This window comes from Saccharibacillus alkalitolerans (assembly GCF_011090185.1).
Taxonomy (GTDB): domain Bacteria; phylum Bacillota; class Bacilli; order Paenibacillales; family Paenibacillaceae; genus Saccharibacillus; species Saccharibacillus alkalitolerans.
In genome coordinates, this window is record NZ_JAAFGS010000008.1 from 87802 (window position 1) to 113505 (window position 25704).

Sequence of the window (25704 nt, forward strand, 5' to 3'; positions counted from 1 at the left end):
GAGGAGGCATACATATGGCACTGCAAAATCAAACGATCGACCCGTTGGTCGAAAAATTCGCAAAGTCGTTCTCGGACGACTATTCGCTGGCCGTGAGCCGCAAAGACGCCGTGATCGACTATGTGACGGGGGCGACCGAAGAGCGTCCCGACGTCTTGGCGGGCTCCAACGTCTTTTTGCATCGGACGCTCGACGCGCTGGGCAAGCTGGCGGATAAGGCGGACGGGGACGAATTTTACCGGGCATTCTCGCTTCTGTTGTGGACCAAAGGCAAAGGCATGCTGTCGTATCAGGAACGGGAACTGCTGCGGATGGCCACGGGGGAGCTGCTGAGCGGCTTCGTGCTCGGCGGCCGCCAGGTACGCGATATGGAAGAGCGGAAAGCGAAGACGCTCGAGCGGCTGCGCAGCGTGCACCGGTACGCGGGCGGCGAGAACGTCCGCAAGATGTTCCGCATGCACATCAACATGAGCCGGGGAGTCGGCAAATACGTGCTTCCGCAGGAGACGAGCGCGGATACGCTGCTGGCATTGAAGCTGTACGGGCAGATCGATCCGGAGTTCATGAACGAGATGAAAGAACAGCTGCCGAAGCTGCTGCAGGAGCTGCTGAACGAAGACGCGGAGCCGCTGCGGGCGGAACTGCTGCGCGAATTCGAACCGCTGGCGATCCGGGAACTTCCGCTCAAGGACACGGCGTCGCGGCTCGATCTGGACGAAGCGTATCTCAAGGCCCGCCGCCAAGCCGTGCGCGAGCGCCTGTTCCCGGACTCGGCGCTCGACCGCAAAGAGCCGCTCAAGCGGGAGAAGCAGAACGAGCTGATGACGACGCTGCGCAGTGCGTTTTACTATGTGCTGCTGCTCGAAGGAGGCAAGGAAGGACTGCTGGAATCGTCGTCGGAACTGACGCGGGCGGTGCTCGAAGGCGTAAGAGTCGCGCACGAAATCCTGCCGCTGGAAACGCGCGACCAGCTGCTGCTGCTGGAGAATACGGGCAAAGACCCCGATCTGCTGCTCGAAGGCATCGTGCCGCTCGACGAGCCGTTCGCGCTGATCCAGACGCTGGCGGACGAGATCGACGGCTACATGCCGGCGTGGACGATGATGAAAAGCGAACTGTCGAAAGATCCCGAACGCACGAAGCGGCTGTTCGCCATCCTGCGCCGCCCGCTGCTCAAAGCGTACGTCTACCGGGTCATGGAGGACGCGGGCATGACGCCGGAGAGCGAAGGCGGCATCGAGCGCTTGGTGCTGGAGGCGCTGTCGGACAAAATTTACGGCAGCATTCTCGGAAAAAGCCTGGCGAAATATTTGCAGGGCGAACTGCCGCTCGAAACTTACCTCGAACATAAGCCTTCGCATGATTGGGACAACGCGCACGGCAACGATAGCCGGCGCCGCAACCTGCTCATCGCCGTGACGCTGCTGCCGGAAGACTCCGAAACGTACGCCCGGTTCGTCAAGATCGCCGCTCATCCGGAGATCGGCACGGCGGGATTCCTGTCTTATCTGTACCGTTCGCCGGTATTCAGCGGAGAGAGACTGCTGGAGCTGGCGGAAAAAGACCCGGGCGTCGACAGCGAAAAGCTGCTGCTTCAACTGCTGCTGCTGAACGGAGCGAACGAATACTACTCTTATGCGCGCGTTCCGGAAGATGAGCTGCGGAGCATCATCCGCCATCGTTTGGGAAAATGCCTCGATTATTATAACGACGTGCAGGCGGAAGTCCGGCAGACGATTCTGGAGGAGGCGCTGCCGGGCGGCGGCGAATCGGCCGGCGGGGCGGACGAGGCGCTGTTGATCCGGGCGCTGCGGATGGGCCTGGGCGATTCGTCCAAGCGCATTCGCGAAATCGCGCGCGGCCAGCTGCTGCGGCGTCCCGACAAAGACCTGTACGTGAAGCTCTATTTGGAGGAGAAAAAGGCCGGCGTCCGCGAGATCGTCATCGACCTGCTGAGAGGGATCGAAGGAGAAGGGGACGCGTACCGGAATCTGCTTGCAAAAGAAAAGTCGGCCGCGCTCAAAGCCCGCCTGCAGGCGCTGCTGGATACGCTGGGCAAGCCGGCGGAATACGCGCACGCCGCGCTGGCCGCCCATGCCGACGCCAAAAAGGCGGCCCGTTTGAAGGGGATGCCGCTGGACGGGCTGCCTGAACTGCGCGCCAAAGACGGCCATAAGCTGGACGAGGCGATCAAGACGTATGTGCTGACGGAGTCCGTCGACTTCGTTTCCGAACCGAGCCCGCGCCTGGACGAGGTGGCGGAATACGCCGATGCGGATTCGCTGACGGCGTTCGCGACGGAAGTGCTGCGGCTGTGGATCGAAGACGGGGCGCCGGCCAAGGAGAAATGGGTGCTGCCGCTGGCGGCGCGCTTTGGCGGCCGAAGCATGATCGACCTGCTCGGCGGCCAGATCAAAGACTGGACGGAGAACAGCCGGGGCGCCATCGCGGCGGAAGCGGTGCGGGCGCTGGCCTACACCAACGATACCGCCGCGCTGATGACGATCGACCGGCTGGGCCGCACGATCAAGAACCGCCAGGTCAAGGGAGCGGCGGAAGAAGCGCTCCAACTGGCGGCGGACAATTTGGGCCTGACCAAGGAACAGCTGGCGGACCGGCTGATTACGCAGCTCGGCTTCGACGCGAACGGCGAACTGGTTCTCGGCTACGGGGAACGCTCGTTCACGGTCAAGGTTAACGCCGATCTGCAGCTGTCCGCCGTGAACGACGAGACCGGCAAGCCGGTCAAGAGCCTTCCGGCGCCGGGACAGAAGGACGATGCGGAACTTGCCGCGAAGTCCAAAGCCCGTTTCACCCAGCTCAAAAAGGATCTGAAAACGATGGTCGGCATCCAGGCGCAGCGGCTGGAGGAATCGCTGTCCAAACGGCGGCTGTGGCGGGCCGGGGAATGGCGGGAGCTGTTTGTCGGCAACGTCATCATGCGGCGGTTCGCGGTGGGCCTGATCTGGGGCGTCTATGGGGGAAGCGGCGAGGACACGGCGGTCGAAACGACGTTCCGCTATATGGAAGACGGCACGTTCAACACGGTGGATGAGGACGAATACGAACTGGCGGAAGACGCCGTCATCGGCCTGGTCCATCCGCTCGAACTGGACACGGACACGCTGGAAGCCTGGAAAACGCAGCTGGAAGACTACGAAATTCTCCAGCCGTTCGTGCAGTTGAACCGTCCGGTGTACGCGCCGGAGGAAGACGAACTGGAGCGCCGGACTTACAGCCGCCTGCCGCAGGGCGAATATTCGCCGACCGCTTTCCCGAAAGCGCTGGAGAAATACGGCTGGGTCAAAGGCCGGGCGCAGGACGGCGGCTTCTACAACGAGCTGTTCAAGGAGTACGGCGAATTGATCGCCCGTCTGACGTTCAGCGGGGCAAGCATCGCTTACTATGAAGGAATGGAAGACGTCACGCTGGAAGAACTCGAGTTTTTCGGCAACAAAGGCGACGGTTACTACTATACGGTCATGACCGGACATCCGCTGAAAAACGTGCCGGACCGGGTGTTCAGCGAGACGGTATACGACATTTTGCGGGCGAGCGGAGGAGAGAACTGAATGGAACGCAGCGATCCGCCGGAAGTCCGGCCGCGTTCGGCGGCGCCCGCAGGCGGCGGCATTCGCAGTCTTTTCTTTCACGAAGACGATTACGCCATGCTGGAGCTGATGCCCGCGAAGCGCCGGGGAAACGTCGAAGCGGAAATGGAGCGGATTCAAGCTTTCGCGGAACAGCATCGGACGGAAGGAGGCTATACGGACCTTTACGTGCGGGAAAGCGATCCGAAAGAACTGGCCGGGCTCGGTATTCCGCTGGCGAACGTCGAACGGGCGGTATCTTCGTTCGCGCGTCCGTACGACAAGGTGACAACAGGCTACGGTTCCACTTATGAGGCGGAATGTCCCGGCATCAAGGCGTTCGGGCCCGACGAAGAGACCGTACTTCTGTGCGAGCATGAGGACGGAACGTTGCGCAAAGCCTGGATGCTGCTGAATATCGGAAATCGCGAGCGGTACGACCTGAGTTTAAAGCTGCTGCGAACGCTGGCCGGAATCGCTCCGCTCATGCTGGCCGATCTGGCCTGGGGCGTCAGCGTCGAATTGAGCGACGAAGCGGCGGTGCGGCAGTATCTGGACGAGTATCTGAACGATGAAGAAGACGCTTAGCGAAACATCGCGGACGGTCCTGTCGGGACCGGGGCCGGATCGGCGTTACTTCGGTTTGTTGAACATCGGGGGCGCAGACGTGCCGGGAAACGGAGGCGAACGGAAATGGGCGATTCGATGGAACGGCGGTTCCGCCGATTGACGGCGCTGTGCACGGAAGATTATCTGATCCGTTACGCGAATAAAGGGCTGTACAATCGGGCGCTCAAAGATATGGAAAAAGGAACGACCGCGGAGTATGCCTTCGGAACGGACGAGGTGACGTGCACGCTGGACGACGGCACCGTCTGCGTCTTGACCGATTCGATCGAGCGTTTCGATTGCAGCTGTCCGTCGGACAAAATTTGCAAGCACGTGCTGATCGGGATTCTGTATTACGCGCGCCGTCAAGGGGGAGCGGCGGCGGCCGGCGGCGAGGCGGCCGCGAATTCGGCGCTTCCGGAGCCGGATGGTTCGGGAAGCGTAAGCGGAGCGAAAAAGGAGAGCGAAAAGCCCGGGGCCGGCGCGGAGGAAGCCGGTAACGCTGCGCTTCCGGAGCCGGATGGTTCGGGAAGCGTAAGCGGAGCGAAAAAGGAGAGCGAAAAGTCCGCGGCCGGCACGGAGGAAGCCGGCGCTGCTGCCGAAGATTCGGGGCAGGGAAAAGACGCGGTCCGCGGCGCGGCTGCGGATGCGAGCGAGGCTTCGGCCGAGACGGTCCAAGCGGACGGCGAACTGTCCGCCGGCTCGGCTGCGGAACCGGCGGACGAGCTGCCGAAGCCGGATTTCGGGTGGCTGCTGGAACGGGAGATCAGCGAGCTGATCGCTCCTTTTAACGCTTCCAGGGTCGAAGAGGCGGCGTTTCGCCTGCGCTACCGCGAAGAGCTGAACGTCGACGAAGGCTCGCTGCTGGTCGTGCGGATGAACCGATCCGGCGTGGAAGTGGCTTTCACGGACGCGGGGGACGTGTCCCGCGCGCTCTGCGCGGTACCGGGCGCCGACGGCGAGATGTACAAGCTCGAGGCGCTGCTGCGCTACCGGGCGAGCCGAGGGCTTCGCGACGAAGACGCGCTGGCCGGGCAGCTGTCTCCGGTGGCGCCGCCGCCGGAGCTGCTCCGCGAGTTCCGCGAGAGCGTGCGGGCGCTGCTGGGCAGCGGATTGGCCCGGCTGCCTCACAGCTTCGCGGCTCGCTTCGAGCTGCTGGCGATCGCCGCGCGCAGCGGCGGCCTGCCGAATCTGGAACGCGAAGCGAGAGGCATTCACGGCGAGCTGGAGCTGTTCTTCGCGCGGCATATTCGCTTCTCGGGCCGAGCGCTGCTGAGCCGCCTGACCCGCGTGGCGCTGATGCTCGAAGCGCTGGAGCGGGACATCGGGCCTGCGCGCCGGGCACAGCTGGCCGGGCGTTTCCGCAGCCGGTATTACACGGTGCCGAGGCTCGATCTGTACGCTCTCGGCGCGGAGCCGTGGGAGACGAGATCCGGGTATCGGGGGATCACGTATTATTTCTACTGCGCGGAGGACGACGGCGTCTATACCTACACGCAGGCCCGTCCCGCTTATTATGAAGGAGCGGAGTTCTCTTTCTCCCGGCATTACCGCGAACGTTCGCCGTGGAAGCCGGAGCTGACGCTCAAGGCGGCGAGCGCTTCGATGCTCTCTTTCCGTTCGGTCAAGGTCAGCGCGGACGGACGGCTGTCCTCCGGCGGCTCGCCCGTTTTGGCGCTGCCCGAGCGGCCGCCGGTCGAAGCATTCGACTTCGGCAGCCTGGCCGCGGGCGGCTTCGCGGAACTCGCGCAGGAGCGCGGGCGGGACAGCCTGTTCGGAGCGCCCGCGCGCAGCTTGAAGCTGTTGAAAGCTTCCGCGGTCGAAGGCTGCGCCTACGACCGCGCCGCCCAGGCGCTGAAGCTGACGATCGCGGGCGCGGCGGGAGATCGGCTGGAGCTGACCTTGCCGTACCATGCCGATTGGAAAACGGCGATCAATCGCCTTGAGTCGGGGCGCGGCCTGCCGGACGCGGGAGAATTTTACGTATTCGCCTCGATCGAGGAGGACGCGGTTCATCCGATCAGCTTTTTGCAGGGAGATGGACAGATCAATCTGAAGCTGGATTTGTAGGCGGGAGAGGCGCGCGGGGATACGCGAGGGAGAAGTCGGCCGTCCCGAAACGGAGGAGAAATATGAACGAGATGAACCGCCTGCTCGAGCGGGTGGACGATTGGACGGAAGAGCTTCTGCTGCGGGGAGCCGCGCAGTTCGCGTCGGACGACGCGAAGCGGCTGGAACGTCTGGCGGACGAAGCGCAGCGGCTCGGCATGGGGCTGCTGGAGGAACTGCTGCGCCGCCTTGCGAAAGCGGGGGAGCGCAGCCGGCTTTCGGCGGGCAGCGGAGCCGAAGGGGAGACCGCCGCGGAAGAGCTGGCGGGAGCCTTTTTCCGCCTGTGCGGGTACGCGGAGCTGGCCCGAGGCGGCAGCGGCGAATCGTCCGAAGAAGACTTGGCTTCCGCAGCGGAGGAAGCCGAGTCTTGAAGCGGCGATGAGCTTCGCGCCGCGCGGCTAAGTAAGCGGCGCGCCTTATGATGCTTAAAGAGCCGGAAAGTCCCAGCGGACTTTTCGGCTCTTTTTGGAGTTTGCGTAAACGGAAGCTCTGAACCGCCTGCAAAAGCAGCGGAGAAAATAAACGGCGGGCTCGTTTGGGCAGAAAGCGGGATTGTTCTCCCGCCTCCCGGTGGCAGGAGAAAATAGTTGCAGGAGAGCACTTATTTTCCCTTTATAGGCCGACTTGAACAAAATAAGTGCGTAAGAGCAGTTAAATCTCGGAAAAGAGGCGATTTTTCCTCTTTTTCCGCGAAATAGCTGCTTATTTGCATCTATTTCTTCGTTCGGCTTACATAGGAGCCAAATAGCTGCTCATGTGCACTTATTTCAAAAAGGAGTGTTTAAAAAGCGGTTTTCGAATTGCGGTTTTCGAATTGAAGAAAGATTCTGAACAAAGATGTTGAAGAAAGGCTCTGAAGAAGGTTTCGGCTGCCGCTGCGGTTTCTTCGAGCGGCGGCTTCTTCGACCGATGGTCTGTTCAATTAATCTTCGTCCACAGCGCTCCGGTCGAGGTGAATCCTTTGTCCGTCGCTTTAATGTCGACCGTCACCGGAGAGGAGCCTCCCGGCGAAGCGCTGCGCAGGATGTCGGAGTGTTCGCCGCCGAAGCCGGACAGCGCGGCCCAGAAATCCGCGCCGCCCGACGAGCGGTAGCGCCCCGGAGCGATATCGACGCCGACGATATAAGTACCGGCGCCGAATTTCGTTTTCGGCGAGACGGATTTCCCGGCGCTTACGGCCTGCCAGCAGCCCGAACCTTTCGAGACGAAGCCGGCGTCCGTCGACTTGATCTCGACGACGGCCGGACCTTTCGGGCTGCCGCCGGCGATCCGATCCTTCGCCGTGCCGGACAATCCCGAATCGCGTTCCCAGTATTCGATCGTGCCGACCGAGCGGTATAAGCCCGGGCGGATATGGGTGTGGATCAAATACTGTCCGCTGCCCGGAAAGGAGGAGCCGGAGCGAGACATCTCGGCCGTGCCGTTCGGTCCCGTCCATTTCGGCGGGGCCGTCGGGCGCTGCCGCTCGTCCGCCGTGCTGCGATCCTTGGCCGGGTTACCTTTATTCGTCCGACTTTGTTCGGAGAGCGAGCCCGCATCCTTCTTGGTCTGCCCGCCGCCCTCGCCTTCGGGACGCTGCCGCTCCTTCGCGGCGCCGCTCGGCGCGTCCTGAGGCGCCTGCTCTTGCGCCTGCTCGCCGCTCTGCGGCCGCTTGCTCTCCTGCGGCCGGCTGCGTTCCTCGGCCCGCGCCGCGCCGCCGCTCTCCGCCTCCACCGGAGGCGTGCCGCCATCCGGCCGTCGCTCCTCGGCCCGCGCCGCGCCGCCGCTCTCCGCCTCCGCCGGAGGCGTGCCGCCATCGGGCCGTCGCTGCTCGGCCCGCGCCGCGCCGCCGCTCTCCGGCTCCGCCGAAGGCGTGCCGTCATCCGGCCGGCGCTGCTCGGCCCGCGCCGCGCCGCCGCTCTCCGCCTCCGCCGGAGGCGTGCCGCCATCGGGCCGTCGCTGCTCGGTCCGCGCCGCGCCGCCGCTTTCCGCCTCCGCCGGAGGCGTGCCGCCATCGGGCCGTCGCTGCTCGGCCCGCGCCGCGCCGCCGCTCTCCGCCTCCGCAGGCGCCGTCCGGCCGCCGTCTTCCCGCGGCTGCTCGGTCGCCGTTCCGCCGTCCGGCCGTGTCGTCTCCGCTGTCCCCGAGCCGTCCGACTCGATCGGACGGGGAGTCTCGGCGCCTGTTCCGCCGCCGTTCGCCGTTTTTGCGCTTTCTCCCGAGCAGGCGCCCAGCACGGCGAGCAAAGCCGCCGACGCCAGCGCGGCGCGCAAAAACCGGGATTTCCCGCTGAGCTTCATCTTCGTTCCTCCTGTTCTATTCCGGACTGTCTGCGCGGCCGCCGGTCAACTGCCTTACTGCCCTCTGCGGCTGTACGTCGATGCCCGCAGTCCGGTCTCGCGCATTATTTTTCCATTTTAACAGATTCCGCCGCTCCCGGCCGCAAAGGATCCGTCCGCGCAGTCCCGGCCTGCCGAAGAGGGAAGCGGGCCCGCCGCGCGCTCCGCATTCGGCGCCCTTCTTCATCCGATCCCTCTATAACGTTCGCTGCGGCTGTATCGTCTTCATTTTTATCTAAATTTTTATAGAATGTTGAGCAATTTGTGAAATGAACCGAAAACGTTTCGTCTGCGCCTGCGAGAAGCATTGTCGAAAAGGGGAGGCGGGCGTATAATGGAGGCATCTAAGATTTAGGTATTCAAAAAAATGAGTATTTTGCAGCGAGGAGCTTTTTCTTGAAAACATATGTGAAATTTGGTGCAAAGTACGGGTGAGGGGCCATGCAATGAAAGGCAAGATGATGAAAAGGGGCGACTTGATTCTGATCGGAATCGTATTGATCGCGGCGCTCGCTTTTATCGTTCCGAGGTATTTGAATGGAGATGAAAGTGAAAAAAATCACATCCAAAATCGCGTCGTGCATATCGAAGTCGACGGCAAGCCCTACAAGACGCTGCCGCTGACCGAGGAAGAGCAGTTGGTTACGATCAACACGGACAAGGGGTTCAATCAGATCAAAATCCACGACGGCGGCGTGCAGATGATCGATGCGGACTGTCCCGACAAATTGTGTCTCGGCTTCGGGTTCGTCACGCGGCCGGGACAGCAGATCGTGTGTCTGCCGCACCGCGTGTCGGTCTTTATCGGAGTGGATTCCGGAGAGGAGCTGGAAGTCGATGACGTCGTTGGCTGAAGAATCTTTGCTGTTGAAAAAAACGGTGATCCTGGCGATCTTCTCGGCCGCCGCCGTCGTGCTGGGCATCGTCGAATCGCTCATCCCGCTCGGGACGTTCATGGTGCCGGGAGCGAAGCTGGGCTTGGCGAACATCATGATCCTGACGTGTCTTTACTTCCTGAACGGCAAGGATACGCTGATGCTGGTCGTGCTCAAGACGCTTCTGACCGCAATGATCCTGGGGACCTTTTCGATGCTGCTGTTCAGCTTGTTCGGGGCCCTGCTCAGTTTTGCCGTCATGTACGGATTGATGAAGATCAGCCGCAAGCGTCTCAGCCTGATCGGGATCAGCGTCGCCGGGGGGATCGCGCACAATATCGGTCAGCTCGGCGCGGCGGCGATCGTGATCGACTCGCTCAACATTTTCTACTATCTGCCGGTGCTGATGATCGCGGGCGTCGCGACGGGAATCGTGGTCGGCATCGCGGTCCGCTATCTGACGAATGCGCTGGGCCATATGAAAATGTTCGCGGCGTTCGTTCCGGAAGATTAAACGGGGGCTGCGCGTCATCAGGCAAAAAAGAGTGGCGGAACGGGCCGCGGCGAAGAGGGGGGAAAGATATGGAACGGAAAAACGCGGCCGCGGCCGAGCTTCAAAACGTCGAATTCGAGTATGAAAAAGGGGAGCCGGTGCTGCGGGATATCAGCCTGCGCGCCGAAAAAGGCGAGTGGATCGCCGTCGTGGGGGAAAGCGGCTGCGGCAAGTCGACGCTCGTCCGCCTGCTGAACGCGCTGCTGCGTCCTCGGTCGGGAACGGTGTCCGTATTCGGGGAGGAGCTGACCGAACGCAATGCGCCGCTTATGCGGGCGAGAATCGGAATGGTCTTCCAAAATCCGGACAACCAGTTTATCGGGGAGACGGTGGAAGAGGATATCGCTTTCGGTCTGGAAGGACTGTGCCTGGATCTCGCGGAAATGGAACGCCGAATCGAACGGTATGCGCATAGGCTGAAGATTGAAGCGCTGCTCGGCAGGCATCCGGGGGAACTGTCGGGCGGACAGAAGCAGCGCTGCGCGGTCGCGGCCTGCCTCGCCATGGAGCCGGAGATCGTCGTATTCGACGAAGCGACTTCCATGCAGGACGAGCGGTCCCGCCGCGAGCTGCTGGAAGTCATGCGGGACATGAAGCGGCAGGGGAGCTACACCGTTTTTTCGGTCACGCACGACGCGGCCGAGATGCTGGCGGCGGACCGGATTTGGGCGCTGAAGGGCGGGTTCGTCCGCGCCGACCGGACGCCCGACGCTTTTTTTGCGGACGAGGAGCTGCTGGGGGACTGCGGCATCGAGCTTCCGTTCGGGCTGAGGCTGGAACGTCGGCTGTCGGCTTTGGGGGCGGCGGCGTCGGACGGCGGCGCGGCGGAAACGGGAGCGAAACAGGCAGGCGAAGGGGGATACGGTCGTGTTCGGCATCGGCAGACATAAACGGCAGTTCGAAAGCTCGGGAGACAGGGGAATAGAAGACCGGGACCGAAGCGGATCGGAGCAGGCGGAAGCTTCGGCCGGAAGGGGCACGTTCGAGGCGCCCGGACAGACGGACTCGGCGGCCGAACGCGAGATCGTAATCGAGCTGACCGATGCCGATTACACGTACCAAGCCGGCGGCCCGTTCGCGTCGGCGGCGCTGCACGGCGTCAATATGCGGGTGCGCAGGGGGACGCTCGTCGGCATCGCCGGAGGCACCGGCTCGGGCAAGTCGACGCTGCTGCAGCTGCTGAACGGGCTGCTGCTGCCGACGGGCGGCTCCGTCCGGGTGCTGGATCACACGCTGCTGCCGGGCATGAAAAAGCCGAAGCTGAACGCTTTGCGCCGCCGGATCGGGCTTAGCTTCCAGTTTCCCGAGCAGCATCTGTTCGAAGATACGGTGGAAAAGGATTTGATGTTCGGCCCGCTGAACTTCGGCCTGCCGAAAGAAGAAGCGCAGCGCCGAGCCGCGGAAGCGCTGGCGTCGATGGGATTGGGCGAAGAGCTGCTGCTGCGCCATCCGCTGACGCTGAGCGGAGGACAGATGCGCAGGGTCGCGATCGCTTCGGTGCTGGCTGCGGGTCCCGAGATTATGATGCTCGACGAGCCGACGGCCACGTTGGATTCGGCCGCGCGGCGGGAATTGATCGCCCTGCTGGCGAGGCTGTGCCGGGAAGAAGGCCGCACGATTCTGATGGTGACGCACCGGATCGAGGAGCTGCTCGAAGCGGCGGACGAATGGATCGTCATGCACGAAGGTCGCGCCGTGTTCCGGGGCGACGCCGACGAACTGGCCGACCGTGCGGACGAACTGGCCGGCTGGGGCGTGGCCGTGCCCGAGCAGCTGCGCTGCTGGGCGGAATGGACGGCCCGGCTGCCGCAGCTTGCGGCGCTGCCGCTGCCTCGCACGGCCGACGATATGGCGCTGCGCATCGCGGAAGCGGTGCGGGGGGCCGAAATCTCGGCACGGAGCGGGAACGTCCGCAAGCCGTTCGGAGGAGCGGGCAGCGGGCCGACGCACCTCCTCGGGGAAGCCGGCAGCGGCCGCCCGCCTGCTCCGAGCGATAAGGCGGAAAGCCTGCCTCGCGCGGAAAGCGTCCGCCGGGCGGAGGCGGAGACAATCGGCGAACGGGGGATAAACGTATGCGCGACAAGCTGATCATCGGACGCATGATCCCGACGGGCTCGAAAGTGCACGGATTGGACCCGCGGGCGAAAATCACGGCGATGCTGCTGTTTACCGCCGCACTGATCCTGTCCGACGGATGGGCGCAGCTGGCGGTACTGGCCCTGCTGGCCGCGGCCGTGCTGGCGGCGACGAAAATCCCGCCGAAAACGTATCTGCGCACGATGCGGCCGCTGCGCTGGCTGATGCTGTTCGTTTTTCTGTTTCAGCTGTTTGCCGGGCCCGGGGCCGGGTCTGCCGAGGCATCGACGGCGGCAACGGCGCTCTGGACGTGGACGGCGGGGCCGGTCACGCTGACGTCGGCGGGCTTGTCCGCCGCGCTGCTGGCGGTGAGCCGGATGGCGCTGCTGATCGTCTTTACGGCTCTGCTGACCTTTACGACGACGCCTTCCATGCTCAGCCGCGGCATCGAGGGCATGCTCAAGCCGATCTCCCGCGGGGGAACGGGGGCGGAGCGTTTTTCGCTGATGATGCGGCTGGCGCTGCGCTTCATTCCGGCTCTGCTGGAGGAGGCGCAGACGATTCTCAAAGCCCAGGCTGCCCGGGGAGCGGACTACGAAGAAATGAACGCAAAAGACAAGGCCCGGCTCCTGCTGTCCCTGCTCGTGCCCGTCACGGTCGGCGCTTTCCGGCGGGCGGAGGAGCTGACGACGTCGCTCGAAGCCCGAGGCTACCGGATCGGCGCTCCGCGCACGGCATACCGGCAGCTGGCCTGGCGCGCGGCGGACACGTGGTTCACGCTGCTGTTCGCCCTGCTGCCGGCCGGAGCCTTGATCATGCGTTTGGTCTCGTAGGCACAGCTTTGACGCGGGGGTCGGTTTCGAGACTTCGCGCGGCATGGATTTCGGAGGAAGCGGCACAAAACGGGAAAGTTCAAGATATGGCGGCAAGGATGCTTCACGACAGCAAAGGGGGGAAATAAGCATGGCACGTTATTTTCAAGGAAGAGAAGTCGAGCTGCTGGCGCCTGCGGGCACGTTCGACATTTTCGATACGGTGATCCGGGCGAACTGCGACGCGGTCTATTTCGGGGGTCCGGGACTCAATATGCGCATGATGCGCAAAGGCTACAATTTCAGCCGGGAGGAGATCGTCGAAGCGGTGAACGTCGCGCACGGGCTCGGCAAAAAGGCGTACGTCACGGTCAACAACATGCTGAGCGAGACGGATGTCTCGGAAGCCGGCGAATATCTGTCTTTTCTGGACCGGGCGGGCGTCGACGCGATCATCGCGCAGGATTTGGCCGTTCCGTCGCTGCTGCGGGAGCAGGGGCTGTCGCTGCCGGTCCACGCCTCCGTTATGCTGAACGTACATAACGCCGAGATGGTCCGGGCGCTGCAGGAATACGGCGTGACGCGGGTCGTGACGTCGCGGGAAATGGACCTGCAAACGGCACGGATCATTCAGGAGCAGACGGGGATCGAGATCGAATATTTCGTCCACGGCGACATGTGCACGGTGCACGGAGCCAACTGTTACATCAGCTCGCATCTGTTCGGCATGAGCAGCAACCGGGGCAAATGTCTCAAGCCGTGCCGCTGGGACTACCGGATGAAAAAGGACGGCTACGTGTTCAGCACCCCTTATCCGCTTGCCGCCAAAGACATGAACATGTACGAGTATCTGCCGGAATTGATCGACGCCCGCGTCACTTCGTTCAAGATCGAAGGGCGGATGCGGGACAAAGCGTTTATGTCGGCGCTGGTCAACAGCTACGGCGAGGCGATCGACCGCTATCTCGACGATCCGGTCGGCTTCGATCGCGGCGTAGACAGCGCCGAGCTGCACAAAAATCGCAAACGGGACTTCTCCACCGCTTACGCTTTCGGCAAGCCGGGATTGTCGAACATCAATCAGCGTTATGAAGGCACGGGCAAGTTTTACAGTACGGGCAAAGTTTTCAGCACGCCCACGGCGGAACGCGAAACGAACGAGACGGCCGTCGGCGCGGTGCGCGAATGGCTGAGGGATACGGCGGCGGAAAAAGCGGCCGCGGGCACGAAAACGGATGCCAAAACCGCGCCGAAGCTGACGGTACGGGTCAACAACATGGCTCAGGCGAAGGCTGCGCTGGAAGCCGGCGTCGACGAACTGTTCCTGTCGGGCGACGTGCTGCTGCCGGACCGGCCGTTCGGACGCAAAGAAATCGCGGAGCTGGCGCCGCTAAAAGGGGACACCCGTGTCGTATTGGCGACGCCGCGCATGATGAACGAAATTCATTTCGAACAGTACGATGCACTGCTGTCGGGCGGCGTGCCGGGACTCGACGCGCTGCTGGTCACGAATATCGGCGCGGTGCGCCGCTTCAAGAAGTTCGGCCTGCCGATGATCGGCGACCTGTCGCTGAATCTGTATAACCACATGGCGGAGAGCATGTACCGGGAGCTCGGCGTGGAACGTCTGACCGCTTCGATCGAAGCGAATCTGCCGGATCTGGCCGCGCTGCTGAGCCGGACGAAGGGCGAGCTGGAGCTGACGGTCCACGGCACGCCGGTCGTCATGTACATGGAACACGACCTGTACGAAAACACGGAAGTCTACGAGCCCATCGCGGAAGAAAGCAACCGCTACGTGCGCGACGACGTTCTCGTGCTCGTGACGGACAAGGGCGAAAGCCCGGTCTATAAAGACGTGCACGGCCGATGCCATCTGACGACGGCGAAAGAGATCTGCATGCTGCCGGTGATCGGCGAACTGGCGGCGGCGGGGATTTCGCATTTCCGCATCGAAGGTTCGACTTATTCGCCCGAGCGCTTGACGGAACTATTGTCGGTATACCGGACGGCGCTGGGCGCGCCGGAACGCGCGGGCGAACTGGCGGCGGAGCTTGAGCCGGCGTTCGCCGGCTTTACGCTCGGCGCGTTGGCTTTCCGCCGGGCGGACCGCAGCACGCCGGCGAACCTGCCGACGACGCTCGATGCGGCTCCTTCGGCGGAAGAAGCTTCGGAGAAACGTTCGGCGGCCGAACGCGAGCCGGTGCTTCAAGACATGAAAGGGTGAGCGGAATGAACACCGAAACGAACATGGAAACGAATATCGAAACAAAGACGGGAACAAACGTGACAGGCGCAGCGAACACGGCGGAAGAGGCGAAAAAAAACGGGGAGGAACGCGGCGTCGCGGGCGATGCGGCTTCGATGACGCCGGAAGAAGTCGTTGCGCTGCGCAAAGCGCATTTCTTCCCGTGCACCCAGCATTTTTACCGCAATCCGCCCGTATTGGTGTCCGGCTCCATGCAGCACGTGACGGACGGCGAAGGCAGAGTCTATACCGATTTCTTCGCCGGCGTATCCGTGGTGGCGACCGGCCACTGCAATCCGGCCATCGCGGAGGCGACGGTCCGGCAGGCGCGCAGGCTCCAGCATACGACGACGATCTACCTGACGGAGCCTTCGGCGCTGCTGGCCGAGCGTCTGGCAAAGCTTCTGCCGGCGTATCCGCGCGTGTTTTTCTGCAACAGCGGCTCGGAAGCGAACGAAGGCGCGCTGGTGCTGGCTCGCCGGCACACGAAGCGCAGAGGATTCATTTCCCTGACCGAATCGCTGCACGGCCGTACATCGCTGACGACAAGCGTAACGGGGCTGAGCATGTGGCGGACCGACCCTTTCCCGGACGACCACGTCTACTTCATCCCCCGGCCGTACGAATTCGGCCTCGATCCGCAGGAAGCGGCCGAACGCTCGCTCAGTGCGCTGGAAGACGTGCTGAACGAAGCCGGCGACAATATCGCGGCGATGATCGTCGAGCCGATTCAGGGCAACGGAGGGATGATCGTCATGCCGGACGGTTATCTGGCCCGGGCCAAGACGCTGCTGGAGCGATACGGGGTGCTGCTGATCGCCGACGAGATCCAGACCGGGTTCGGACGGACGGGACAGCTGCTCGCTTCGCGGCAGCTCGGCGTGCAGCCCGACATCGTGACGATGGCCAAAGCGCTCGGCGGCGGCATTCCGATCGGCGCTTTCGCGGCGACCGAAGAAGTCGCGGCTTCGCTGAACGTGCCGTCCGCTTCGACGTTCGGCGGCAATCCGGTCTCGGCCGCGACGGCGCTGGCCGTGCTCGATTACATCGAAGCCGAGCGGCTGCCCGAACGGGCGGAACGCCTCGGAACGGCGCTCAAGCGCGGATTGGAACGGATGCGCGCGTACTATCCGCATCTCTTGTCCGAAGTGCGCGGCCTCGGCCTGATGCTCGGCGCCGAGCTGTATGCGGGCGATCCGGCGCGCGGCGCGGCCGTAACCGACCGGGTGCTGGAAGAAATGAAGGACCGAGGCTTCCTGATCGGCAAAAACGGCGTCTCCCGCAACGTGCTGGCGTTCCAGCCGCCGATCGTGATCGAACCGGGAGACATCGAAGCGATGCTTGAAGCGCTCGACGCGGTGCTCGGCGGCATCGAGCAGGAGCGGCTTAAGGAAGAAGAAGCGGCCGAAGGGGCGAAGACGCCGACGCCGGCCGATGACGTTTCGGCCGGAGGAAGCGGGCCTGCCGGAAAAGAGCCGTTCCTTTCGCAAGAAGCCGCGAACGGAGGCCGCCCGGAATGAGCGCCGCCATTCGCGTCGTATGGGGCAAGACGCGGGATTTCGGTGCGCTGGTCATGTTCTCGCACACGCTGTTTTCGCTCCCGTTCGCTGTTATTTCGATCGTGTGGGCAGCCGGAGGGATTCCGCCTGGGCGAATTGTATTCTGGTCGCTGATCGCGCTCGTCGCCGCCCGCAACGGAGCGAACGCGTTTAACCGTCTGGCCGACCGCGAGTTCGACGCGGCCAATCCGCGCACCGCGCATCGGCATCTGCCGCAGCGGCTGCTCGGCATCCGCGAAGTGTGGATATTCGTGATTGCGAATTACGCGATTTTCATCGCGGCCGCCGGCATGCTGAACATGCTGTGCCTGGCGCTGTCGCCGGTCGCGATTTTCCTGATCTCGTCCTATTCGTATACCAAACGCTTTACTTGGCTCAGCCATCTGTATTTGGGCTTTACCATCGCCTCGGCGCCGATCGGTGCCTGGTTCGCCGTGACGGGATCGTTCGCGTTCACGCCGTTCGTGCTGGGCACGGTCGTCATGCTGTGGATCGGCGGCTTCGATATTTTGTACGGAACCCAGGACATCGACTTCGACCGCAAGCAGGGATTGTATTCCATTCCGAGCGCGTTCGGACTTAAGCCGGCCCTGTACATTTCGCGTTTCCTGCACGCCGTCATGGTCGGTCTGCTGCTGTTCCTGTTCGTGTTCCGCGGACTGGGTGCCGTTTATCTGATCGGAATCGTGCTGGCCGCTTTCCTGCTCATGCTGGAACACGGCATCGTGAAGCCGCATAACCGCCGCCTGATGAAGATCGCTTCGTACAATCTTAATCAAGTGGTCAGCATGCTGATTCTGCTGTTTACGATGTTGGATTATTTCTTGTGAAAAATCCGTACCTGTGGGTACGGATTTTTTATTTGGAAGAATGATCCAAATAAAGTGAAGGGAGAGCGGATACGGTCGGGAAAATGTCCGAAATGAGCTTGCCTACCCCGTCACCCTTATCGTTTCGGGACTGCTTGCCCGATATGCGCAAAGCGACTCCCTGCGTTTTCGGCTGCTTGAAGGCTCGGCGGAATCGTATAGGTGGGGCGTTTTATGCATCGTCGCCGTGCCGCTTGCTATTTTTTTAGTCGGATACCTGACCTTTAAGAAGAGGAAAAAGGAAAGGCCTGAAGCGCGGATGTAGTGCGGGAAATTTTCGTTATGCTCCTTGAGGCGTACGGGGAAACAAAAAAGACGCCGGCATTTGCCAGGCGTCCGAAGCTATAACGGCAAACCGTTTCTTAAGCCTGCGCTTCGTTCAAGAAACGCCGGATTCCGGCCGTAACGAGATCGTGGTCTTCCTGATCGGGCAGCCCCGATACGGTAATCGTGCCGATCATGCCTTCCCCGGCAACCATCAGCGGGAAAGCGCCGCCGGCCAGGACGAATTCGTCATCGCTCAGTCCGTAATCGTTCGCCAGCGTTTTGTTTTCGCTTCCAAGCTGAAGAGCGGTGTGCCAGGAACTTTTCGCAAAACGTGCGACGGTATTGTTTTTGCGGCGAATCCAATCTTCGTTTTCGGGGAACGTGCCTTCCATCGCGTGAAGGAACAGGCGATGTCCTTTGCGGGTAATGTCGACCGTGACCCTTTTGCCGGTTCGGCGCGCTTCGTCGATCAGCGTCAGGCCGAGCTGCAGCGCGGTCTCGGCGTCAAAGGTGCGAAAACGCAGTTCTTCTTCTTCCTGCCGCATCTGCAGCAGTCTTTCTTCGGTTGTCAGGGACATGGACGAGTATCTCCTTTGAAGTATGCTTGGTTGGTGAGTAGCAATATTCGACGCGGATCTCCGATTTCCTTTTCCTGCAGAAGCGAAAACACGCGAATCGAATCGTTGACGTCCGCCTCCCGCCGGCTTCGGGGATCGAAACTTCATTTTCGTCTATCGAACGATCTGAGCCGCGTTTCCCGATAAAGTCCGGCCGCATGGGAAAAGGGGAGTCCCCGGGCCGCGGAAACACCTTCCGGCCCGGGGACTCCCCTTTGCATATCTGCCCCGATCAGAACTTCCGCTCTCCGAAATAATCGGTCAGCGTCAGCAGATCTTCATGCGCCGCATAATCGCGGAGCGAACGGGCAATCTCCCGCGCGCGTTCCAGCTCCGACTCGCAGAAAGCTTCGGCGCGCTTAAGGGCGCCGCTTGCGCGAATCTTGTCCAGCAGAGGCCGGATGTCTTCCGGCTTCGTATTCGGTCCGACGCGGCGGATCTCCGCGGCCAGCGCCGGATCTTCCAACGCGTACAGCACGGGCAGCGTCACCTGGCCGCCCAGCAGGTCGCTGCCGGCCGGCTTGCCGAGCTGCTCGTCCGAAGCCGTGAAATCGAGCAGGTCGTCCCGAATCTGAAACGATAGGCCCAGATGCTCGCCGAAAGCGTACAGCCGGCGGGAGAGCGGCTCCGGCGCTCCCGCGGCTCGGGCGCCGAATTCAAGCGAGACGGCCATCAGATGGGCCGTTTTATGCCGGGACTTGAGCAGATAATCGTCCAGGCTCAGTTCATAATCGTAAGCGTGCTCCAGCTGTTCATATTCGCCCAGGCACAATTCCGCCGTCGCGACGGCGGTAAAGCTCTGTCGGCCGCTGCCCGGCTGCGGTTCCGCGCCCGACAGCAGTTCGACGACGCGGGCCGACATGTAATTGCCCACATAGACGGCTTTGGCCGGCCCGATCAGCGTATGCAGCGACGGTTCCCCCCGGCGAAGCGGAGAACGGTCGATCAGGTCGTCATGGATCAGCGAGGCGGTATGAATGAACTCGGCTGCCGCGGCAAGCTGCACGATCCGGTGTTCGTCCGGCCGATCGCCGAAGCGGCTGCCGACCGTAACGAGCATCGGCCGGAGACGCTTGCCGCCGGCGTCGATGGTCTGCAGCAGCGCGCGCTCCAGCTCGGAGTTCGGCGGAACGTCGTTGTCGTACTTGACGATTCGTTTCATCTCCCGGTTGATTCGGCGCAGGTCGACGCGAAGTTTCTTATGAAGTCCCACGGCTATCGCGCCTCCTTCTGTCTCAGCAGCACCTGCTCGAAGGCGGAAAGGAGAGAAGGTTCTCCGTTTTGACCGAGTGCCCGGGCAATCTGGATTTTTTTGACGAATGGCGACAGTTCGCGCAGCAGCGGTTCTTCCATGCATTTCAGAGCGTATCGGATGTACAGGCTGTACAAATAATCGCCGTCCAAAATGCGGCGGGTCAGCTCCGGATCGTCCAACTCCAGCGGTTGAGAATGGCGGGCCAGCGCTTCGGCCAGCAGCGCATACACGGCCAGCAGTCCCGGCAGCCTCGGCTTTTCCACGCCGCAGCGTTCAAAGACGGCCAGCGCTTCGAACAGCACCGCCTTCTCCGGATGAAGGCGGATGCGCGTGATCGGATCGATCTCGCCCTGCAGGCGATCCAGCGCTTCCCGGATCATGATGTCGTTCATTAAGGCACCCCTTGACGGACTAACAAAATACCGAATCGGCGTGTATACCGTGTTCACTCGGATTCCCCCACATTATGAGACAAATTCGTTGAATATGCAAAGTTTACGGCGTGGAATTTGCGGCTGACGCAGCGTCTGCCGGGTTGAAAAAAGCGGGGTCATGTGCGTCGTAAGCTGCACATGACCCCGCCCGTAACGCAAATTCGGTCGTCAGTCCGTATAAAGATACCAGCGTTTGGCAAACCAGGTTTTTTTCCAGTGTTTCTTGAGCCAAGGCAGAACGTAATAGTCGAGACCGAAGACGCTGCCCGATCCGCCGATAAGGGCGAAGGCGGAGAACCAGTACCACCACATGTCGGTCGGCGCCATGCCGGAAGACCAGATCATGAGGCCCATGCCGATCGTCGCGATCGCGGCGATGGCGGAGAAGAGCCCGGCGATCAGCATCAAGCCGAAGATGATTTCGGCGGCGACCATGCCGATCTGGAAAGCGGTAGCAAGCCAAGTATAGCCGCCGTCGCCGGTGTAGAACATCAGGTCCATCATGGAGCTGACCATGTCCGAGATGAAGCCCGGAACCGGAATCGCCTGTACGGCCTGCCCCGCGTTTTCGACCGCGGAAGCGGCTGCCTGCGCGTCGACCGCTTGAGAGACGTTGCCGACCGCTTCGGAAGCTGCGCTTACGACATCGGCGTTCGGATCCGGCGGGATCAGGAAGATATGGTTCGGATCATCGATGACTTTTTGCAGCTTGTCCCAGCCTTCGTGCAGCCACATCCAGCCGACGAACACGCGCAGCGGAACGAGCCAGAAGTTCGGCGACCGCTTCGAGAAGTGTCCGCCCAGGAACGTGCGGCGGTCGTGCGCGTGGAAAATCTCGTGCATCAGGTAGGTCCAGACTTTGTTGAAGCCCAGCACCGTGAACAGGTAAAGCACGTTGATCGCGTGCTTGGCGAACATCGCGAAGAATCCGGTGAGCGAGAAGAACTTGCCCGGCAGGCCGACGTTGGCGACGCCGTAGCGGCTGCCGATCGAGACCATCATGCCGTGGAAAGCCGGTTTGTACGATTTTTTCGTTCCGCCCTTGATATCGGCGGTAATATTGTGAGCGATCAGCGGAGCGGCGTGTTCGGCATTTTCGACCATCTGCGGCACCGGACGTTCTTCGCCTTCCGGAATAAAGAAGATGTTATCGCCGACGACATACACGTTTTCGTGATCAAGGCTTTGCAGGTGAGCGTTGGTTTCGATCCGCTTCCGGCCTTTTTGCTGCACGTCGAGCTTGTCGATGATTTCCGCGCCTTCGACGCCCGCCGTCCAGATCACGGTGCGTGCCGTCAGTTTCTGTCCGCTGAGATCGACGCCCGTTTCGGATACGCCGGTAATTTGTTTGCCGGTAATGATCTCGATATCCAGCTTTTTCAGGTAGCGTTCCGACTTGGCGATCAGCTTATCGGGAAGCAGGGGCAGGATTTTCGGCGCCATATCGGCGACGATCATGCGTACTTCGGACGGATCGATATAGAACTCGCGGCACAGTTCGCTGCGGTACTCCGCCATTTCGCCGATCAGTTCGACGCCCGTGAAGCCCGCGCCGACCACGACGAACGACAACTTCTCGCGGCGGATTTGCGGATCGGGTTCCTTGGCCGCTTCGGTGAACATCTGCCGGAAACGGTCTTTGAGCTTGACCGCATCGTCGTAAGACCAGAGCGTGTAGCTGTTTTCCTCGGCGCCGGGAATGCCGAAGAAAGTCGGTTTGGAGCCCGTTCCGATGACCAGATAGTCATAGGCGTAGGCGGCCTGCTTGCCCTGCAGGGAGCGCGCGTCGAAGTCGATGTTTTCGATCTCGTCGAGCACAACGTCGACCTTGAGGCCGGCGAAAATCTTCTTCAGATCGATCTTGACCGCATCTTCCGGAGTCCGGTTCGCCGCGACTTCATGAAGCTCGGTCAGCAGCGTATGGTAAGGATTACGGTCGATCAGTTGAATCTGTACGTCGTTGTTTTTTTTGAAATTTTTGGCCAATCGTTTTGCAGTCAGAACGCCGCCGTAACCGCCGCCCAGAACGACTATCTTTTTCATCAGGGAAACCAACCTTTCCGTGGAAGGACTTGTCCCGCCCGCCTGCTGTCGAACCGTTTCAGTCGGGCGAAGGGCTGTCCGTTGTTTCAGAATTGAGAATGAATCAGGCTTTCTTGTTTAAGCTGCGGGAGTCGGAAAAAAGAGCTTATTTCGCGTTCGCCAGAGCCTGCTCGGCCAGCTTCAGGTAAGAGCCGACGTGAATGGTTACGCCGCTGATCGCGTCGGTCGTTCCGTCTTCCTTCGTCTCGACGGCCGCCGGATCTTGTTTTTCGATCAAGTATTGTTCGGCTTTTGCGGCTTCTTCGTGCCATTCGGCCTGAGCTCCGCCTTTTTCTTTCATGCCGTATTTGCCTTCTTTGGAATTGGTCTTTTTGTCTTCGCCGGCCGCGTTTACGCCGCTGAAGTTAACGGCCACGATCTTGCCGGCCGCGACCGTAACGTCAACCGTTTCTTTCCAGCCGCTTTCGGCATCGAAGTCCGCGGCTTCCGCGTGATAACCGCCGTCTTTGTAAGGGCCGGCTTCAACAGGTCCGGCTGCCAGCGCTTCTTGGGCAAGAGTCGTGAAATCATTCACGTGAACCGACACGCCGGATACGACGTCGGTGTGTCCCTCGGCATCGGTCGTGATCTTCGCCGGGTCCTGGTTGTCGATCAGGTACTGCTCGACTTTTTCGGCCTGCTCGTGCCATTCGGAGGAAGCGCCGCCGGCTTTCATGCCGTATTTGCCTTCTTCGGAATACGTTTTTTTGTCGGGACCGGCATTGACGCTGGACGCGCTCCAAGTGGCATCCGTGATTTTTCCGCCTTCGGCTTTAAGAATCACGTAAGGCTGCCAACCGGATTTCGCGTCCATTTCTCCTTGGGCGAAGTACATGCCGTCTTGAATGGAAGAAGCGCTCTCGGAAGCCGCCGGCTCGCTTGCCGTTTCCTTCGTCGTTTCGGTCTGCGCCGCGGGCTGCGCGGCAGGTTCGGCCGTTTCGTTTTTGCTTCCGCACGCCGCGAGCGTTCCCATCAACAGGATGCTGCACATCAATACGGACCAGTTCTTTTTACCCATCTTAACCCCTCCGTTATGTCTGATTAAACCGTCCTCAAGTTCGACGATTAGCCGAAAACGATGACGTCGGATCGGGATTGTTCAGTCTAGACAGCCGCCCGGAAGGGCGATACGCAGGTTCGATCTCGGTCCGTTACCGTTTTCGTTAAAAGAATAACATACAATTTGAAGTATTCATGTGAGAACAATCACAAAGTGTGTGCCAAATGTCTCATTTCCTTTAAAAAGTATCAAATTTCGTTTTTTTTCGATCTCGCTCCGTTTTAAGCAAGCGTCTTGAGAACGGATTCACCGGTTTGGGGCAGGGGTAAATTCAAGTAAACGGATTTCCATCCAGATAAGGAGCTGACCACATGACGAATCCGATCGAAACCAAAGTAATCAAGGGCAGATGGAATCAGACGCAGCACGAGGCGAAGAAGCAGTGGAGCAAGCTGACGGAAGAAGATCTGGACTATATAAACGGAGACAAGGACAAGCTGATCGAAAAAGTTCGGGAAAGATACGGTCATGACGCCGAATCGGCCGAGTTGGAGTACAAGTCCTGGGCTTCGGCATTGACCACCGGCAACGACCGCTAAGCGGCTGCCGGAACGGAGAAAGACGGAGAAGACGCAGCTTTGTTCTGCAGGTTCCAGTATGAAGCGGAAGAGAGGGGACGCAGCATGGCCGAATCTCGGATCGTATCCGGCAAGATCATCGAGCAGCGCGGCAACAAGGTCCTTACCGTTCAGGGAGGTCTCGTAAGTTCCTACGATCTGCGTTATTACAAGTTGGCCCCGGAAGAAACGGAGTTTTTGCCGGGTCGGAAGGAAGAAGCCGAAGCCGGGACTTCTCCCGATCCCGTGGTGCTGTCGAAATGGACACGGCATGCGTTTTCCCGTCCGCTCGAATATGAAGAAGAAAAGAGTGCCAACCGCGCCTGAAGGCGCGGTTAGCACTCTTTTTTCTAATGCAAACGTTTAGGCCGGTTCCGGCGTTTATAAAGGCAGAAGCTTAACGCTCTCTTGGCGTTCGAGCGTCTCGACCATATCGAGCCATTGGGCCGGCTTCGGCTCCAATACGCTGTAATAGGTCCGCAAAAACTTGGCGACGAACGGTCCCGGCAGCGAAGAGGCTTCTTCGTAAGGAAGGAAGCACAGGTCCAGCCCGCCTACGGCTTCGCCGTCGCCCTGCCAGGAAGGGTGTACGTAATCGAAATCAAGCCGGCGGTAGCCGAGATGGGCGAGCACCTCGCGCCGGACGAACGGATCCATCGGTTTCACGCCGCCGAATTCGTGATCCTGCGAGCGGTAAGGATCGTAAATTTCGGCGAACATGCCTTTCAGCGTTCCGCCCGCCTCAGCGGCCAGCCGCTTCAGGTTCGCTTCGCGGCGGGAAGCCAGGAACGGTCCGATTCCGAGGCCGGGACGGCCGATGATCGTGAAATCGGTCATGGCGATGTCGTCGCCTGCGTAATACCGATATTCGGTGGCGCCGACGACTTCTCCCTCATGGACGGCGACGAAAACGCGGATGCCGGGGTCCAGCAGGGGTTCTTTCCACAGATCGAACGCGAGCACTTCCTCGGGCGGGAAAATTTCGCTCATCAATCGATGCAGTCCCGCAAACAGCGGATCGGCAATGTCGTTAACTCGGATGTATTCCATATTGTTTTCCTCCCATAATTCGAAATTGAACGACAACTTCTTGCGCGCCAGTCCAAATGGGGACAAGCGCGTTAACGCCGCTGCAGAAAGAGCAGCGGGTTGCGCCACTCCATCAGCAGGGCATGGTTGGCGGATTCCTCGTCCTCCAAATAATCGGGCACGACAGCCAGCGGAGTGCGGCCGCAGCGCAGCAGAAAACCGATCACCGGATCGCGCCGCCGCCCCTGCAGGACATCGTCCGCGTAGCGTTCGGGCGTCACTTCGTGCCTGACGGCTCCGTAGCCGGGCATTCGACCGCCTCCGAGCAGCCGCTTGAGGCCCAGCGCCACGACCAGCTCATAAGCCGATTGGAGCAGCTGCTTGCCCAGACCCAGACCGCGGGCGGACGGAGAGACGCTGATGTCGACCACATACAAGGTATCACCGTCCGGGTTGTGCGTGCCGATATATCCGTTATCCGTCATTTCCGCCCAGCTGTGCCGAGGGTGCTGCGGGTCGAATGCCGTGATCAGGGTGGTCAGCGAACCGACAAGCCGGCCGTTCACTTCGGCGCACAGCGCCCCTTCGGGAAAAAGTTCCGTATGCCGGAGCAGCTGCTCGCGGTTCCACCAAAGTTCGGGCGGATACGGAGGCGGGAAGCATTCCCGCTGAATTTCGATCAGCGCTTCGACGTCGGTTTCCGTATAGCTGCGGATGGTCAGCCGCTCCGGCTGTCCGTCGCGGAAAACGTAGCAGCTTTTTTCGTACAGATATTCGCGGTTCATAG

At 61.3% G+C, this 25704-nt stretch carries 22 protein-coding genes; 14 read left to right on the forward strand and 8 right to left on the reverse strand.

What is annotated here, in order from left to right:
- Positions 1-14: 14 nt before the first annotated feature.
- The 4 genes from GYN08_RS19055 (at position 15) to GYN08_RS19070 (ending at position 6679) form a co-directional block, all read left to right on the forward strand.
- Positions 15-3572: a DUF4132 domain-containing protein gene (locus tag GYN08_RS19055; protein WP_166277663.1), complete on the forward strand. Its 3558-nt coding sequence runs from the start codon at positions 15-17 to the stop codon at positions 3570-3572.
- A complete protein-coding gene (locus GYN08_RS19060) occupies positions 3573-4178 on the forward strand; it encodes a hypothetical protein (RefSeq protein WP_166277666.1) in 606 nt (201 codons plus the stop codon).
- 105 nt (positions 4179-4283) lie between these two features.
- Positions 4284-6269, forward strand: coding sequence for a hypothetical protein (locus GYN08_RS19065; protein WP_166277669.1), 1986 nt, complete (start codon positions 4284-4286; stop codon positions 6267-6269).
- 62 nt (positions 6270-6331) lie between these two features.
- A complete protein-coding gene (locus GYN08_RS19070; protein WP_166277672.1) occupies positions 6332-6679 on the forward strand; it encodes a hypothetical protein in 348 nt (115 codons plus the stop codon).
- 547 nt (positions 6680-7226) lie between these two features.
- Here GYN08_RS19070 and GYN08_RS19075 read toward each other — a convergent pair.
- Positions 7227-8585 (reverse strand): hypothetical protein, encoded by a 1359-nt coding sequence (locus GYN08_RS19075; protein WP_166277675.1) that lies wholly within the window; start codon positions 8583-8585, stop codon positions 7227-7229.
- 500 nt (positions 8586-9085) lie between these two features.
- On the opposite strand from GYN08_RS19075, the gene GYN08_RS19080 reads away from it, so the two are divergent.
- From GYN08_RS19080 to GYN08_RS19115, 8 genes are all read left to right on the forward strand, one after another.
- Entirely contained in the window at positions 9086-9478 is a 393-nt protein-coding gene (locus GYN08_RS19080; RefSeq protein ID WP_166277994.1) for a NusG domain II-containing protein, read from the forward strand.
- Entirely contained in the window at positions 9462-10013 is a 552-nt protein-coding gene (locus GYN08_RS19085; RefSeq protein WP_166277678.1) for a Gx transporter family protein, read from the forward strand. The genes GYN08_RS19080 and GYN08_RS19085 overlap by 17 nt, the downstream gene beginning before the upstream one ends.
- A 68-nt stretch (positions 10014-10081) precedes the next feature.
- A complete protein-coding gene (locus tag GYN08_RS19090; RefSeq protein WP_166277681.1) occupies positions 10082-10942 on the forward strand; it encodes an ATP-binding cassette domain-containing protein in 861 nt (286 codons plus the stop codon).
- Positions 10920-12140, forward strand: a complete 1221-nt coding sequence (locus GYN08_RS23510; RefSeq protein WP_328802979.1) for an ATP-binding cassette domain-containing protein — start codon at positions 10920-10922, stop codon at positions 12138-12140. Before GYN08_RS19090 ends, GYN08_RS23510 begins: the two co-directional genes overlap by 23 nt.
- Positions 12125-12961 carry an energy-coupling factor transporter transmembrane component T family protein gene (locus tag GYN08_RS19100; protein ID WP_166277684.1) on the forward strand — a complete coding sequence of 279 codons (837 nt, stop codon included), beginning with the start codon at positions 12125-12127 and terminating at the stop codon, positions 12959-12961. The genes GYN08_RS23510 and GYN08_RS19100 overlap by 16 nt, the downstream gene beginning before the upstream one ends.
- Positions 12962-13091: 130 nt before the next feature.
- The gene (locus GYN08_RS19105; protein ID WP_166277687.1) at positions 13092-15167 is read left to right on the forward strand and encodes a peptidase U32 family protein; all 2076 of its coding nucleotides are present in this window, start codon (positions 13092-13094) and stop codon (positions 15165-15167) included.
- A gap of 137 nt (positions 15168-15304) precedes the next feature.
- Entirely contained in the window at positions 15305-16708 is a 1404-nt protein-coding gene (locus GYN08_RS19110; protein WP_166277997.1) for an aspartate aminotransferase family protein, read from the forward strand.
- Positions 16705-17577 (forward strand): UbiA-like polyprenyltransferase, encoded by an 873-nt coding sequence (locus tag GYN08_RS19115; protein ID WP_166277689.1) that lies wholly within the window; start codon positions 16705-16707, stop codon positions 17575-17577. Before GYN08_RS19110 ends, GYN08_RS19115 begins: the two co-directional genes overlap by 4 nt.
- 401 nt (positions 17578-17978) lie before the next feature.
- Here GYN08_RS19115 and GYN08_RS19120 read toward each other — a convergent pair whose 3' ends face one another.
- The 5 genes from GYN08_RS19120 to GYN08_RS19140 all read right to left on the reverse strand — a co-directional run bounded on the left by GYN08_RS19120 (position 17979) and on the right by GYN08_RS19140 (position 23289).
- Complete coding sequence (locus GYN08_RS19120) at positions 17979-18461, reverse strand: heme-degrading domain-containing protein (protein ID WP_166277692.1); 483 nt, start codon at positions 18459-18461, stop codon at positions 17979-17981.
- Positions 18462-18732: 271 nt separating this feature from the next.
- Positions 18733-19713, reverse strand: a complete 981-nt coding sequence (locus GYN08_RS19125) for a polyprenyl synthetase family protein (protein ID WP_166277695.1) — start codon at positions 19711-19713, stop codon at positions 18733-18735.
- A gap of 2 nt (positions 19714-19715) precedes the next feature.
- Positions 19716-20147: a hypothetical protein gene (locus GYN08_RS19130; RefSeq protein WP_166277698.1), complete on the reverse strand. Its 432-nt coding sequence runs from the start codon at positions 20145-20147 to the stop codon at positions 19716-19718.
- Between the two features lie 210 nt (positions 20148-20357).
- On the reverse strand, positions 20358-22232 hold the full coding sequence (locus tag GYN08_RS19135) for an FAD-dependent oxidoreductase (protein WP_166277701.1): 1875 nt from the start codon (positions 22230-22232) through the stop codon (positions 20358-20360).
- 145 nt (positions 22233-22377) lie between these two features.
- A complete protein-coding gene (locus tag GYN08_RS19140; RefSeq protein WP_166277704.1) occupies positions 22378-23289 on the reverse strand; it encodes an FMN-binding protein in 912 nt (303 codons plus the stop codon).
- A gap of 353 nt (positions 23290-23642) precedes the next feature.
- Between GYN08_RS19140 and GYN08_RS19145 the strand changes: the two genes are divergently transcribed.
- Positions 23643-23870, forward strand: a complete 228-nt coding sequence (locus tag GYN08_RS19145; protein WP_206023834.1) for a CsbD family protein — start codon at positions 23643-23645, stop codon at positions 23868-23870.
- An 84-nt stretch (positions 23871-23954) separates the two neighbouring features.
- A complete protein-coding gene (locus GYN08_RS19150) occupies positions 23955-24215 on the forward strand; it encodes a hypothetical protein (RefSeq protein ID WP_166277707.1) in 261 nt (86 codons plus the stop codon).
- Between the two features lie 54 nt (positions 24216-24269).
- Here the strand turns inward: GYN08_RS19150 and GYN08_RS19155 are convergent, their stop codons facing one another.
- Both GYN08_RS19155 and GYN08_RS19160 read right to left on the reverse strand, forming a co-directional pair.
- On the reverse strand, positions 24270-24938 hold the full coding sequence (locus tag GYN08_RS19155; RefSeq protein ID WP_166277710.1) for a GNAT family N-acetyltransferase: 669 nt from the start codon (positions 24936-24938) through the stop codon (positions 24270-24272).
- 71 nt (positions 24939-25009) lie between these two features.
- Positions 25010-25702 (reverse strand): GNAT family N-acetyltransferase, encoded by a 693-nt coding sequence (locus tag GYN08_RS19160; protein WP_166277713.1) that lies wholly within the window; start codon positions 25700-25702, stop codon positions 25010-25012.
- Positions 25703-25704 lie beyond the last annotated feature (2 nt).